The sequence below is a fragment of the Vibrio limimangrovi genome (assembly GCF_054064025.1).
The window spans coordinates 210,623-225,222 of record NZ_JBSUGF010000005.1 but is presented as its reverse complement, the minus strand read 5'-3'; the positions used below and the strand labels follow the sequence as shown (position 1 = coordinate 225,222).

The 14,600-nt window shown below is 43.4% G+C and carries 11 protein-coding genes; 6 read left to right on the top strand and 5 right to left on the bottom strand.

The window, feature by feature from the left end:
* Positions 1 to 9 precede the first annotated feature (9 nt).
* Positions 10 to 612: an arylesterase gene (locus ACWYU8_RS05440; protein WP_457517808.1), complete on the bottom strand. Its 603-nt coding sequence runs from the start codon at positions 610 to 612 to the stop codon at positions 10 to 12.
* Between ACWYU8_RS05440 and ACWYU8_RS05435 the strand changes: the two genes are divergently transcribed.
* The 3 genes from ACWYU8_RS05435 to ACWYU8_RS05425 all read left to right on the top strand — a co-directional run bounded on the left by ACWYU8_RS05435 (position 611) and on the right by ACWYU8_RS05425 (position 5,536).
* Positions 611 to 1,303, top strand: coding sequence for an ABC transporter ATP-binding protein (locus ACWYU8_RS05435; protein ID WP_457517807.1), 693 nt, complete (start codon positions 611 to 613; stop codon positions 1,301 to 1,303). The two genes, ACWYU8_RS05440 and ACWYU8_RS05435, sit on opposite strands and share 2 nt — an antisense overlap.
* Entirely contained in the window at positions 1,303 to 3,759 is a 2,457-nt protein-coding gene (locus tag ACWYU8_RS05430; RefSeq protein WP_457517805.1) for an ABC transporter permease, read from the top strand. Before ACWYU8_RS05435 ends, ACWYU8_RS05430 begins: the two co-directional genes overlap by 1 nt.
* A gap of 331 nt (positions 3,760 to 4,090) precedes the next feature.
* Positions 4,091 to 5,536, top strand: coding sequence for an FAD-dependent oxidoreductase (locus ACWYU8_RS05425; RefSeq protein ID WP_457517970.1), 1,446 nt, complete (start codon positions 4,091 to 4,093; stop codon positions 5,534 to 5,536).
* 34 nt (positions 5,537 to 5,570) lie between these two features.
* Here the strand turns inward: ACWYU8_RS05425 and ACWYU8_RS05420 are convergent, their stop codons facing one another.
* From ACWYU8_RS05420 to ACWYU8_RS05410, 3 genes are read right to left on the bottom strand one after another with little or no spacing between them, the layout of a single operon-like run.
* On the bottom strand, positions 5,571 to 6,506 hold the full coding sequence (locus tag ACWYU8_RS05420) for a 5-oxoprolinase subunit C family protein (RefSeq protein WP_457517803.1): 936 nt from the start codon (positions 6,504 to 6,506) through the stop codon (positions 5,571 to 5,573).
* A complete protein-coding gene (locus ACWYU8_RS05415) occupies positions 6,503 to 7,186 on the bottom strand; it encodes a 5-oxoprolinase subunit B family protein (RefSeq protein ID WP_457517802.1) in 684 nt (227 codons plus the stop codon). Before ACWYU8_RS05415 ends, ACWYU8_RS05420 begins: the two co-directional genes overlap by 4 nt.
* On the bottom strand, positions 7,186 to 7,941 hold the full coding sequence (locus ACWYU8_RS05410; protein ID WP_457517801.1) for a 5-oxoprolinase subunit PxpA: 756 nt from the start codon (positions 7,939 to 7,941) through the stop codon (positions 7,186 to 7,188). Before ACWYU8_RS05410 ends, ACWYU8_RS05415 begins: the two co-directional genes overlap by 1 nt.
* A gap of 523 nt (positions 7,942 to 8,464) precedes the next feature.
* Here ACWYU8_RS05410 and galE point away from each other — a divergent pair.
* Together galE and ACWYU8_RS05400 are read left to right on the top strand one after the other, a co-directional pair.
* Entirely contained in the window at positions 8,465 to 9,484 is a 1,020-nt protein-coding gene (gene galE, locus ACWYU8_RS05405) for a UDP-glucose 4-epimerase GalE (protein WP_457517799.1), read from the top strand.
* 532 nt (positions 9,485 to 10,016) lie between these two features.
* On the top strand, positions 10,017 to 10,904 hold the full coding sequence (locus ACWYU8_RS05400; RefSeq protein WP_457517798.1) for a LysR family transcriptional regulator: 888 nt from the start codon (positions 10,017 to 10,019) through the stop codon (positions 10,902 to 10,904).
* 102 nt (positions 10,905 to 11,006) lie between these two features.
* Here the strand turns inward: ACWYU8_RS05400 and ACWYU8_RS05395 are convergent, their stop codons facing one another.
* Positions 11,007 to 13,640 (bottom strand): bifunctional acetate--CoA ligase family protein/GNAT family N-acetyltransferase, encoded by a 2,634-nt coding sequence (locus ACWYU8_RS05395; RefSeq protein ID WP_457517796.1) that lies wholly within the window; start codon positions 13,638 to 13,640, stop codon positions 11,007 to 11,009.
* Between the two features lie 244 nt (positions 13,641 to 13,884).
* Between ACWYU8_RS05395 and ACWYU8_RS05390 the strand changes: the two genes are divergently transcribed.
* Positions 13,885 to 14,454 (top strand): SPOR domain-containing protein, encoded by a 570-nt coding sequence (locus ACWYU8_RS05390; RefSeq protein WP_457517794.1) that lies wholly within the window; start codon positions 13,885 to 13,887, stop codon positions 14,452 to 14,454.
* Positions 14,455 to 14,600 lie beyond the last annotated feature (146 nt).

The window sequence follows — 14,600 nt, the reverse complement described above, 5'->3', positions numbered from 1 at the left end:
CCATTAAAACTATAAATGTTTGATCAATTCTTGAGCGACGAAATCGGCGATCCAAGGCTGTGCTTCTTGTTTTGGGTGTAGTCCGTCGTCCATCATCCATTCCGGCTTAGTGACTAAATGTTCTAAGAAGAAGGGCATTAATTTTACTTGCTGATTTTCTGCCAATTGCGGGTAGATGTCGTAAAACATATCACTATAGCGGGTACCATAGTTTGGTGGAACACGGATTTGCATCATGATGACTTGCGCGCCAAATTCTTTGACCATAGTAATCATTTGTGAAAGGTTTGCCGTAATAAGATTTGGTGGGAATCCACGTAGTCCATCATTTGCACCCAGTTCAATCAAGACGATGTCTGGAGCATGTTGTTCAAGAAGCTGTGGGAGGCGAGCCAAACCGTTACCTGTAGTATCTCCAGAGATACTACCATTAATAACTGTTACATTTTGACCATGTTCTAACAGCACTGCGGGGAGTAAGCTAGGCCAACTATTCTCAATTGGCATATTGTAGCCAGCACTCAGGCTATCACCCAACACAAGCAGTTTTTCGTTCGCGTGTGCGGTAATAGAAAGACAGAAAAAGAGAGCTAAGGAAAGTAATCGAATCATGCAAACACCTGTACTTAAAGCACCTATTGTTCAAGCGAATTTAGTTTCTAAACAAGTCTCTACTAATAACGAACGTTTAACAATCCTTAAAGATGTAAATATTGACATCAGGAAGGGTGAAAAAATAGCGATAGTTGGCACCTCTGGTGCTGGAAAGTCGACATTGATGACGCTGCTTGCTGGGCTTGATACACCGACATCTGGTGAAATTACCTTACTTGGCAACGAACTGTCGAAATTGGACGATGAAGCTCGTGCGAGGATTCGGGCAGACTCGCTGGGCTTCGTTTTTCAAAGTTTCTTACTGATTCCAAGTCTGACGGCGCTACGTAACGTTACTTTGCCTTGCTTATTGAGAGGCGAAGTCGAAGATGAAACGAGGGCAACAGAGTTATTAAAGGCGGTTGGATTAGAAAAGCGACTAGACCATCTACCTAGCCAGCTATCTGGCGGAGAGCAACAGCGAGTTGCATTGGCGCGCGCATTTATGACTCAACCAGAGCTGCTATTTGCCGATGAGCCCACCGGCAATCTTGATCACCAGACGGCCGATAGAGTCATTGAGTTACTCTTTGATCTCAATGAGCAGCATGACACAACTCTCATTTTGGTCACTCATGATAGCCATTTAGCAAGTCGATGTGATCGCATTTATCGCATGGAGGCGGGTGAGCTTAAGGAGGCGGTGTAATGTCAGTAGTATCTTCAAGTGACCAGAGCTCGACTGAGCAAGGCATAAGTCAAAAGCATTCTCCAAATAAAAGCCTGATTCGTTGGAGTTTTAGTGAAATAAAACAGGGGAGCCTTTGGCCGATAAGCGTGGCTCTCGTGTTGGTGATTGCGAGTATTTTTGCGTTGTCTGCTTTAGCTTCTCGGATGGAGCAGGTGATCGTTAAGCAGGGCAAAGATGCTTTGACCGCTGACGCGGTATTTGTGTCGGCTAATCCAATCCCAGAAAAGTTGCTCACATCGACAGACAAACTTGAACGTTCCACTATGACTCGTTTTCCAACAATGGCTTTCAGTGAAAAAGGCATGCAGTTGATATCGGTACGAGCGGTGGACGATTACTATCCACTGATGGGCGAATTAGCCCTAGATGACAACCCATCAGGCCGGGTGAAACCTGGTCAGTTATGGCTTGATGAACGAATCATGGCTCAATTGGAAGTTCACAAGGGTGACACTGTCACTGTTGGAGATGCAGATTTTACCGTTTCGGGCGCAGTGATACTGGAACCTGGTTTAAGCTTTAATCCCTTCCAGCAGATGCCTTCTGCTTATATACATCAAAGTGATGTTGCTAAAACGGGAGCGATACAAGTTGGAAGCCGCGTACAATACCGTTTGTTCTTAAAAGCTGATGACAATACATTAAAGCAACTGCAAGAAACAACAGAGCTATCGCCAAGTGATCGCTGGCGTACGCAAGACAGTGCAAATCGCAGCAATGAAATCTTTGAAAGAACGACACAATATCTGTCGTTAACTGTTGCGATTGTCATCATTATGGCGTCAACAACCTTGGTGCTAACGTGTCAAAACTATGTGAATAGCCGCACTCAAACAATCGCGATGCTAAAGAGTTTGGGGGCCAGTCGCCGTTGGATAGAGAAATGGCTGTTTATTCAGGTGGCAATACTGCTCCTGAGCGCAAGTGTTATTGGCTTACTTTTAGGAAGTGGGCTTGAGTATCTGCTACGTATTCCATTAAAAGATCTGTTACCTAACCCATTACCTGGTTATGGTGTCACTCCATTTTTGGTTGCTTTCACCTCCGCTGTGCTGATTACTGTTCCTGCATTGGGAATTCCATTACTCGGGTTAATTAAAACGCCAGCATTGGAAGTATTGCAGCAAGGCAATGCACAACGATCCTGGAAACGGATGCTGCTCGTTTTGGTTCCCGTAGTCCCATTGTTAGTTCTATATGCAAGCAACATATTAGTTTGGATTGTTCTCACTGGTATTGCTGTGTTGTTCGTTGTCTTGGCGGCATTGAGCGTTACTCTGACAAAATTGGTCGCACGCTTTTCAACACAACCCGCAATAAAATTGGCACTAAGCAGAATCAACCGGACGCCAGTGACTAGTGGCTTGCAATTTGGTGCTCTGTCACTGTCTTTAATGTTGTTATCTATCATTTGGTTAGTGAGAAGCGATATTCTTGCGGATTGGGAGAGAACGCTACCAGCAGATGCTCCAAATGTATTTGCCTTAAATATTGCGGAGTATGAGCTTGCTAACTACCTAGAAACACTGGATAAAAATGGTGTTACGCGGTCACAACCATTCCCTATAATTCGGGGGCGATTAACCGAAATCAATGGTGAAGATGTCAAAGAGATGGACCATGAAGGAGAGGGCTCAGACGCCATTCGTCGCGAACTCAACTTAACGTGGGGTGACCATCTGCCAGAGTACAATGAGGTACTTTCCGGTGTTTGGACGAATAAAGAAAGTGTCTCTGTAGAGGCTGATGTTGCGCGGGATTTGGGAATAAAGATTGGTGACACGCTAAGGTTTGTTATTAATAGTCAAAATTTTGATGCTACCGTCGATACTATTCGCCATGTAGAGTGGCGCGACATGAAACCAAACTTTTACTTCATATTTTCTTCTGATGTGATGGCAAGTATGCCGGGCTCATACCTTATCAGTTACCGGATAAAAGAAGAAAACCAACAATTACTAACCACGATGTCACGCGCGCACCCAACTGTATCTGTATTAGACATCCGAACAATGGGGCAAAAAATTCAAGCGCTGATCCAGCAAATCGTCTCTGCGATTACGATTCTTGCCTTATTAGGGGTAGTGGCCGGCTTACTTCTGATTTTTACACTATTGCGATTGAGTTTGTCGCAGCGCCAGCAAGAAATTCGTTTGTATCGCACTTTAGGGGCGAGCAAAAGGCGGATTAATACCACCTTGTGGGTTGAGTATGGGATTATGGCGTTGGTAGCCAGTAGCGTTGCTGTATTGGCATCAGAACTATGTGTAGCTGCTGTCATGTTGTATGGACTTGACCTAAGTTCCCAAATTCACCCTGAACTATGGTTAGCTTTACCGCTAGCCACCTTTATAACACTGGCACTTGTGGTCATGAGTTTGCTTAAAAGATTGTTAACACCAATACACAATTAATGTGTATAGATCTAAAAGAGTTATAGCTGCTCCATGACACTTTTATTTTAGTTATCCACAAAAACAGTGGATAACTTTTTGGATAACTGAGAAGGACTAAAAGGGCAGGAATTCGAGAGGCTTTATGCCGTGGGTCTTGTAGTCAATATCTTATACACAAAGGCAGAAAAAACGCCGCCATACATAAGGCCGTCAAGTACTTTTTCTTAATTTTTTTTCTTTTAAAAAACAAGTTTTGGGGCTAATGCAAACCCATGAACTTTTTGTGATTTTAATCATGCTCAAAGACGAGTAGAATAAACCGATAGTAAAGAATTTTCCTTATAAAGTAATCAGTGAAGCAATGAAGTCTGAGTTTTCAAGTTACAAACAAAAACACATCGTTGTCGTTGGCGGCGGAGTTGCCGGTGCAACAGCGGCGATTCATTTTGCAGAACTAGGTTTTAAAGTATCCGTAATAGAAAAAGGCGTGTCACTGGTGAATGGTCCTCCCATCTGTCACCTGCATGCTGGCGGCAACTTATACCGAGAGATCTCTGAGCAACAGTGTTTAGACTTGCTTTCTCAATCTATAGATACCATTCGTTTATATCCGCGTTCGCTGAATATTCGCCCGACAATCATAGCGGTTCCCCACTCAGATGGCGGAGATCCTGCAGCGCTAATCCCTCGCCTGGAGGTAATAAAAAAAGCTTACCAATTACTGGTTAATAAAGATGCCAGCAACAAAGTGCTAGGCGAACCTGACGAGTATTACAAGCTTTACTCAAAAGAAGAGTTGATGGAATTGGCGAAGTGTACTCAACCAATTGAGCCATCTACCTTTGATGACTGGTGCATTCCCTTTGCCCAACACACAGACTTAGACGAATTAAAATACCCTGTCGCGGTTGTGCAAGAATATGGCTGGAGCGTTTTTCGCCTTGCAGCCATTGCCAATCTGACACTAGGGGAACTACCGAATGCCGATGTATTTACCCAAGCAGAGCTTAAACAAGCGGAATGGAAGGGCGATCATTGGCAACTAAGTTATGATCACAACGGAACCCTACATATTTTAACGGGTGACTATTTAGTCAATGCTTGCGGTTTCGAAACGGGTTCTGTTGACAATGTTGTTGGTGCTAAGCGCGAACGTTTGGTTGAGTTTAAAGCAGCCTACATTACGCACTGGAAAGATTGTGACCAGCAATGGCCCGAAGTCATTTTCCACGGTCCTCGCGGAACTGAAAAAGGAATGGCACAGTTAACGCCTTATGGTGACGGCTATTTCCAACTACATGGTATGACAAAAGGAATTACCTTGTTTGACGATGGTTTGGTTGCGAGCACGAGCGAATCTGCTCAACCCGAGCTCCCTAAGCTTTTATTGTCCAAGATTCGTGTTGGCTGGAAAGAAGAAGCATTAGAAGAGCGAACGTATAATGCCATTCAGCATATGGCGCAGTTTATCCCTGACTACCGATCTGCTGTAAAAGGTGGGAAAGCACTCTTCGGTGCACAACAGATCCCGGGAAGTGATCCGGTTTTAAGAGCCGCGGATGTCACTTTCGAGCCAAATAACTATGCTCGTATTGAAATCGTAAAAGCGTCTTCTACATTAGTCGCAGCACAAAAGATGCTGCAACATTGGTTTGATATTGAGCCTCAGCGTAATGTCGAATTACAACATCCGGTTGCCGTGCATTGGAGCGAAGAGGAAGTCGAGCAATACGCGATACAACTTACACAAGAGCGCGACTATCCGAGATCTTTAGCGGAGCGTTACGGTATGTAACTCTTTTTGGCTTAATGTTATTCCCGAGATGGGCTTAGTATCCGAAAAACTGAGCCCATTGGCACCACAAGTCTTGCAGTTTCCATCTGTCACCTTTAACAAAGTGTACCTTTTGACCAGGTTTCGCCTGCGCCAACCTAGGTAAGTCAATCCTCGCAACGCACCCAAGTTTTGGATATCCACCGATAGTTTGATGGTCGTTAAGCAAAACTATCGGATTGCCGTCATTTGGAACCTGAATTGCACCAAGCGCAATGCCCTCCGAAAGCACACCATTATACGGAGGATTAATGGTATTGCCCTCCAAGCGATACCCCATACGGTTTGAGTCTGGCGAGATGGAAAACTCATTTGAGTAAAAAGTGTCTACTACTTCTGAATCAAAATCTTCATATTGGTAGCTTTCTATTACGCGTAGCTTTATCGGTAAATTGTAATCAGGCTTGAAACGGAAGGTCATTTGTCTTGGTTTATGCTGAGGCAGATGATGAGCTGTAAACCTCAGAACATCGCCAGATTTCAGTGAGCTTCCGTTAGTATCGAGTCCACCAAGTGATTCTCGCGTTACGGTCGATGAGCTTCCAAGATGTTGTGGAACATCGAACCCACCTTTAACTGCAAGATAAGCACGCAACCCGTTTTTAGGCATTCCAAAGTGAAGCTTTTGGCCTTTCCTTAATGAAAAATCAGACCAATTTGAGACAGGAGTACCATCAACCGTCGCGTTTAAGTCACCACCACAGATAGCGAGGTGACAATTGTGCAATGCGACAAAGCTAGCATTTCCTAAAGTAATTTCTATTGCAGAGCAATTTACAGGGTTCCCCAAAAGATAATTTGCCCAATTATAAGCGTACCCATCAACAGGGCCACCTTGCGTAATACCAAGATGCGCTAGACCAAAACGACCAAAGTCTTGGATCAGTGAGAGTGGACCAGGTTTCTCGACCAATAATCCCGCATCACTCATAAAACGCCTCCTAATTCAATAAACTCTGGTTTAGATATAGAAGTAAATGTCACCCTGTCACCAACCTCAAATGGAATGAAAGGTGGAATATCAGAAAATAAAGCCACTGGACTTCGACCAATAATGTTCCAGCCGCCAGGGCTGTCAGAAGGATAGACGGCAGTTTTACTGTCTGCGATTCCAACACTGCCAGCAGGAACACTGATTCTTGGGGTAGTCAGCCTTGGCATGTTTAGTTCATCACTTACGTCTGAAAGAAACGCAAATCCCGGAGCAAACCCAATAGCGGAAACAGTATAAACCGTTTGGGTATGGAGATTGATGATATCTTGCAACGACAAACCACGCTCGTTGAATCGCGTTAAGTCCAAGGCAGTTTCTTCTGCATAGTAAACAGGGATAGCAATAGTTTTAGGCACAGGGCAATTATGCATTTCAGGGTCAAACTGACTGATAATCTTGTTTAATGTCTCTATCAGAGTCGTCTCATCAATTCTAAAGGGCAAGTAATCAATCAAAATCGTTCTGTAGGACGGAACGACATTCATGATACAACTTTCCAACTGCTCCCTTATTCGGTGTGCCACTTCGCCAACGACATTCTCCGGATAGCTCTCGTTAAATTTGATAAATACACTGCATTCTGAAACAAGTGAAAGACTAAATTTTTCCTGATGCATCAATTCCCTCCAGTGTATAAGCTCTGACGGATTTTCTTGATCAAAGCAATGGATTCTTCATTGTCTCCATGTACACAAATCGTGTCTGCTTCGAGAAGGATATAATTGCCAGATGCCGTTTTGACTCGGCCAGACTCCGCAAGCGTTCTCACTTGTTCAAGGATTGCGTGTTCTGATTTTAGCACGGCATTAGGCTGAGCCCTTGGAGTCAGCATTCCATCATCCTGATACAATCTGTCAGCAAACGCTTCAAATAGTAACGGAACATCGAAATCGTCTGCGATTTCTAAATATTTTTCATTTTCCTGTGACGCTAGGATCATCAGCGGCACTTTAAATAGCGCAGCGGCTTTTACAACTGCTCTAAACACCGAATCACTTTTCATCATGTCGTTATACAGCGCTCCATGAGGCTTGATATAACCGATGTCCGTATATTGTGCGCGACAGAGCGCTTGTAACGCACCAACCTGATAAACAACCATATTGGTAATTTCATCACTTGCCATGCTCAACGAGCGTCTTCCAAAACCCTGCAGATCGGGATAGCCTGGATGAGCACCGATTTCCACATCATTTATATTGGCCAGAGTGATCGTGTCATGCATGACGTTCGGGTCTGACGCATGGAAACCGCAGGCGATATTAGCTAAATCCACATGAGGCATAACTTCTTCATCAGAGCCCATTCTCCAGGAACCAAAGCTCTCGCCCATATCGCAGTTTAATGTAAGTTGTTGTTTATTCAATGTCATAGGTCTGCTTTTACCCAAGTTGTTACATCACAGCTGGAAACATCCTTGGGTTTAGTCAATGAGTTCATTATTCCCAAATTAGTGTGCGTTTAGCGAGTTTAGTCTCGATACACTAATAAGTTATCCAATTTTCGATCTTTTTCGAAGTTTAACTTAATTCATTCAAATTCAACCTATTTTTTTCTGAGGTTGGCAATGATTTGTATGTCAGTTAGGTAAGTCTGGTGCCCTTGAAGCTGATAATCGCATAACAATCGTCTACACGGCCACACATTAATCGTTGCGGCTAAAGCTCATTCGAGAAACACGACGTTTTACGCGCAACATCTCTCATTTAATTAAAGTTGCGCTTGTCGCGAACAACAAGCAAAAGCAGAAACTATTGTGGATAAAATCACGTATCAAACTAAAGAATCAGGGGAAGAACGCGTGACATAATCGGGATACGAATAATAAGAGAGTGTTTAATTTCAATCAGTAAAGCTTTAAACTCATTCTATTCGCGTCAGAAGGAAATAACAAAATGAAAGTACTTGTTACAGGTGGTATGGGATATATCGGAAGCCATACTTGTATCCAAATGATTGAAGCTGGTATGACACCAGTCATTTTAGATAATCTATATAACAGTAAACTTGCTGTGTTAGAGCGAATAGAGAAAGTATGCGGGGTACGCCCAGTTTTCATTCAGGCAGACATCCGAGACAAAGCTACTTTAGTGGATGTACTTAAATCAAATGATATAGAAGCTGTTATTCATTTCGCTGGCCTCAAAGCGGTCGGAGAATCTGTCGCTAAGCCTTTAGAGTACTACGACAATAACGTAAACGGCACATTGGTATTAGTCGACGCGATGCGAGAAGCTGGTGTTAAATCACTGGTGTTCAGCTCTTCGGCAACGGTTTACGGTGATCCAGCTTCAGTGCCTATTACTGAAGATTTTCCAACGAGCGCCACAAATCCTTACGGACGCAGTAAATTGATGGTCGAAGAGTGCTTAACCGACTTCCAAAAAGCAAATCCGGATTGGAGCATCACACTTCTGCGATATTTCAATCCTGTAGGTTCTCATCCAACCGGAGAACTGGGTGAAGATCCACAGGGTATACCGAATAACCTGATGCCATTCATCTCACAGGTTGCTGTTGGTCGCAGAGAATTTCTATCAGTATTTGGCAGTGATTATCCAACAAAGGATGGAACTGGAGTACGTGATTATATTCACGTAATGGATTTGTCTGACGGGCACGTTGCTGCATTAGATAAAGTAGGCCGTAAATCTGGTTTACACGTTTATAACCTAGGTACTGGTAATGGTTATAGTGTTCTGGAGATGGTCGAAGCATTCAAAAATGCCAGTGGTAAGGACGTACCTTACCAATTGGTTGAACGTCGACCTGGAGATATTGCAGAATGCTGGGCTGACCCTAATAAGGCAGCTACTGAATTAGGCTGGAAAGCATCACGCACACTTGAAGAGATGACTGCCGATACATGGAGATGGCAGTCTAATAATCCACAAGGATATCCTGACTTCAATTAATGCATTTCACATATTAATAACAAAAAAGGCGCATTATTGTGCCTTTTTTGATCTGAATCGTAAAAATCGTAAATTTGAAGTTAAAAGGTAGCAACGAATATTAGACCTGCTAGAATATGCACGACTTTTAAATTTGGTCTTTAGTTTTATCTTCATTATTGGAGTTGTTTATGGAGTTAGGTCTAATCATCGTATTCATCGTTGCGGCAGCAGTAATGGTGAAAAAAGAGATGGCACAGCAGTAAGTTTTCATTTTTCATACTTTTATCTACCTTTTAAAAGTGAAAACCGTTAGAAAAGCCAGCTTTATGCTGGCTTTGTTGTATCAAAAGCTCAAACAACCATTAAAATTTAAGTCATCGCCTTAGAATTGATAGTCTACTGCCTCGCGATTGCGACCTTGCCGAAAGTAGAAATCTGTATTCTCCCGAGCTATCCTCAATGAATCAATCTGTTATATTATTTACTCCAGTTTTTGACAAAGTTGTCCAAATACCATCAATGCGATTCGATTCACATAAAGGGAGCAAATGTGCATAGCCCGATCACTTTAGAGGCACTCCATATACTGGATGCAATCGACCGAAGAGGAAGTTTTGCTGCTGCAGCCAATGAATTAGACAGAGCGCCTTCATCGCTCAGCTACCAAATTCAGAAGCTTGAACAAGATTTAGATATCATTATCTTTGACCGCTCAGGTCACAAAGCTCACTTTACTGAAGCTGGCAAACTTATCCTTGAAAGAGGAAGAGATATCCTTAAAGCCAGCGAAAAGTTAGTCAACGATGCAACCGTATTGGCAAACGGGTGGGAACTCGATATTACCATCGCATTCGATGGGATTATTCCAATCTCAAATTTTTTCCCGATGGTGGATGCGCTCGCTGAGGTCAGCTCTACCAGAGTTAGACTACAGGAAGAAATATTAGCGGGTAGCTGGGAAGCCTTGAACACCGGTCGTGCCGATCTTTTGATTTGCCCGTCTTTAGACACACTTCCACAGGAAGTTAAGTCAGAAAAAATCGGTAAAATGACCATGTATTGGGTAGCGGCTGCAAATCACTACGTGCATAAGCGTAGTGGGGAGTTTGATGATGCTGCGCGCGAAAAATATCGGATCATTGCGATTGCAGATACTGCACGAGAACAGCCAGCACTTTCTATCAATATAATTCAGAAACAACCAAGATTAACGGTTACCAATTTTACCGCTAAAGTTGATGCACTAACTGCAGGATTAGGCATTGGCACGCTTCCAAGTCAAATCGCCCAACCTATGATTGATAGTGGTGTGTTGAAGAGAATAGAGGGTACTGAGCCTATACCTATGGATATCATTCTTGCATGGCGAAGAAACACCATGGGAGAGGCAAAGTCCTGGTGTATTCAGTATTTAAAGAAAAATTGGGCATTGAAGTGACATCATCACTTAAAGAGTGCGAATACCTATTTATTCGCACTCTTTTTAATCGTTGGCCCTCTGCTTGTAAGGCTTCAGTCTTGCTTCGATGCTTCGATGCTTCTAGTTCAGAGGTAAAACCATATCCGCAGTGCCATCCTCAAACTGCACATCAATCTTAAAACCAAGGCTCTGGGCAAGCATCAACATTCCACGGTTAGTTGGCATCGTCATGCCTGAGATTTGTTTGGTTCCTTTTACTTTGCAATAGCTGATGATTTTTTGCATAAGAACTTTGCCTAACCCTTTGCCTTTAAGATCTGAACGGATAAGGATCGCAAACTCGGCATCACTATTATCTGGTGTAATCAGTGCTCGAGCCACACCTATAATTGATGGACCGTTACTATCAAATGCGACCGCTACAAATGCCATTTCCCGGTCATAATCTATTTGTGTAAAGTTCGCCAGAGCTTCATGGTTGAACTCTCCGACTTCAGAGAAAAATCGTTTATAGAGATCTTCTCTTGAAACGCTATTTATAAATTGCGCATGAAGTGGTTCATCTTCGGGCAATATAGGGCGAAGTAATACGGGCTGGCCGTCGCGTAACGTTATGGTTTCGACAAACTCGGCAGGGAAAGGGCGAATAGCCAGGCGCTTTTGTGCATCGCCTTCGTACTTCGTTAACGTAACGTCAGCATCAATGATTGTTAGGTCACTGCCAGATACTAAAACTGGATGGATATCCAGTCTTTGTATTTCAGGTAACTCAACCGCCATTTGCGAGATACGAACTAAGAATTTCGAAAGCTCGGTAATATCGAGGGCATCTTTATGCTTCTGTAAGCGAATTTTCCCTGATTTCAGTGCGACGACAACCAAATATCGAGCAAGTGTCATATTCAGAGGAGGTAAGGCAGCAACAGCATCTTGAGCAATGTTCCATTCAGACCCGCCTTGTCCAAGTAAAATCACTGGCCCAAATACTTTATCAACGGCAATACTAATTCGTATCTCTTCTGCGCTACCTAGTTTTGCCATGCCTTGCACTAGCAGGCCATGGACGTTTGCAGATGGATAACTGAGTTTCACTGAGTCTAAAATAGAATCAGAGGCTGCTGAGACTTCACTGCTGTTTCGCAAGTTCAACGCAACCCCATGTACATCCGACTTATGTGGGATGTCGGGAGAGCGAAGCTTTACCGCTACCGGGTAGCCGATATTTTCCGCCATATGAACTGCTTCTATAGGGTCTGAAGCAATCCAGGTTGGTAGCACTTTAAAACCAAAGTACTTAAACAGAGGGCTAGTTTGGTGTGTATCTAAAGAAACTGTATCTTTATCCAGTAGTCGTTCATTTACCCATTCAATTGCAGAATTCACGCTACCTGAGTGTAATGGTTCTGCTGTTGTCGGCGTCTCCATTAATTGCTTTTGGTTTCTTCTGTATTCCACAAGGTGCATGTAAGCAACGACGGAACTTTCGGGTGTTCGATAAGTAGGAATCCCCGCCTGTGTAAAAGCCAGACGAGCTTCACGAGACGTTTGTTCACCCGACCAGTTAGTCAAGATGTTGAAATGTTTGTGTCTTGGGTGTGATTTTATCGCTTCAATCACGGCGTGAGCCGTTTCTAAAGGATCGGAAACTGCAGACGGGCTATGCATAATCAATATTGCGTCTGCACAGTCGTTGTTCATCAAAGCATTTACGGTGTCGACATAGCGTTTTTTTGTCGCGTCGCCGGCAAGGTCTATAGGGTTAGATTCCCGCCAATTTAAAGGTAAGACGGATCTCAATTGTCCGGTTGTTGCTTCATCAAGTATCGCTAAATTACCGCCGCGCTCGAATAGTGTATCCACCGCCATCACAGCGGGTCCGCCACCATTAGTGATGATCGCCAAACGTTCTCCACGTAGTGGCACAGAATGAGTTAGGGTCTCTACCGCAGCGAAAAGCTCATGGGTGTTACTTACACGCAACATACCTGTTCTTCGAATCGCCGTATCATAGATAATGTCTAAAGGGTCTCCATCTTGCTGTTCGATCGTATTCTTTGCCTTAGAACGGCCCGCTTTTAATACGAGAATTCGGCGGTTTCGAGAAGCGGCTCTGGCTGCAGACAAGAAGCGACGGGCATCTCGAATCGAATCGACGTAGAGCAAAATGGCCTCCGTATGACCATCCATACTCAAATGATCTAGCAGATCTGCGAAATCGATATCCTGACCGCGTCCAATGGAAATAAATGAAGAAAAACCAATGTTTTTGTCGTTTGCCCAATCGAGTACCGTGGTACAGACAGCAGCCGACTGAGAAATAAAGGCTATCTTGCCTGGTTTGGCTGCTACAGGAGAGAATGTACAGTTAAAGTGATGCCAAGGCAGAATGATTCCCAAACTATTCGAGCCTAAAACTCGAATATTGAGAGACGAAACATCAATAACTCGTGCATCGTCGGAGATAACGATGGCAAATTGCGTCCCACGTTCATCTAACTCTTTTAACAATTGTTCGTTGCGTGAAGCATTGGTACAAAGAATTGCAATATCAGGCGTATAGGGCAGGGAGGCAATGTCTGGATAAGCGATAACCCCTAACACACTTTTGTATTTTGGCGTCACTGGCATAATCGCTCCACCAAAACCACTTTGAAGCAGATTACGCATAACCACATGACCAGCGCGTAATTCTCTTTGTGATGCGCCTACTACCGCAACTGAATCAGGTTTAAAAAGCTTATGTAGTTTATTCATGCAGATTCCTTGCCTTTAACACGAGACTGGGCAGAGCTTTATTGTCCGGACATCAATAATCATAAACGAATAACTCGTAGATAAAACACGCTCACAATGAACATTGAAGAAAATCTGTACCAAGCTTGCGTAGTTTGTGTCACTCATCACATCAAATAGGTAGATTATTGTATTTGATGCTTGATAATCGAGTCTGCTATCGGCATGATTTATCTTAATATTTATTCAGAGCGTTTGTAAATTCATGAAAAAGACCGCAATCATCGGCTTAACCCTTATTCTGTCCGCTTGTGCATCTGAAACTTACATTACCGATGTGAGCTCAGAGAGTTATCAAGAGGAGTTCACTCCAGACGTAATATCGAAACCTATCATGACATCAGAGAATGCCGTGGTTGAGAAAGACGTTGCGCCAAAAGTGGTTAAAATGACGGCTAAGCCTGAAGAGAAAAGAGTCGTAAAACTTTCCCCGAAAGAGCAGGTAAAACCAGTTAAGATCTTGCCGCCAAGCAGTGAACAGTCGGGCATTCAACGTTTCGGATATACAATTCAGGTTGTGGCGGTAGGTAGTGAATCAAAAGTAACTGAATTTGCAAATAAATTACCGAAGAACGACCAGCCAGTCTGGGAAAATTACAAGATGGTTAATGGCACTAAATGGTACTCCATCTTATACGGTGATTATGCGACAAGTGCAGAGGCTCAGCAGGCTATCTCAACACTTCCAACTCAGTTCCGTCAGCTAAAGCCTTTTGTTAAAAGTATTGATACGATTAAAAATTCAGCGTACCCGACACTTAACAAGCTGAACTGATCAAACGAAACCGGGGGCGTTTTGCTCCCTTTTTTATTTGTTTAAATCGTACCCGAACGAAACACCTCACAGTAAAATAACTGTACGTTACTCCTCAAAGGGTTATCATAACGGCTAGTATCTTTTGTAGGTCACGGAAAGATTGA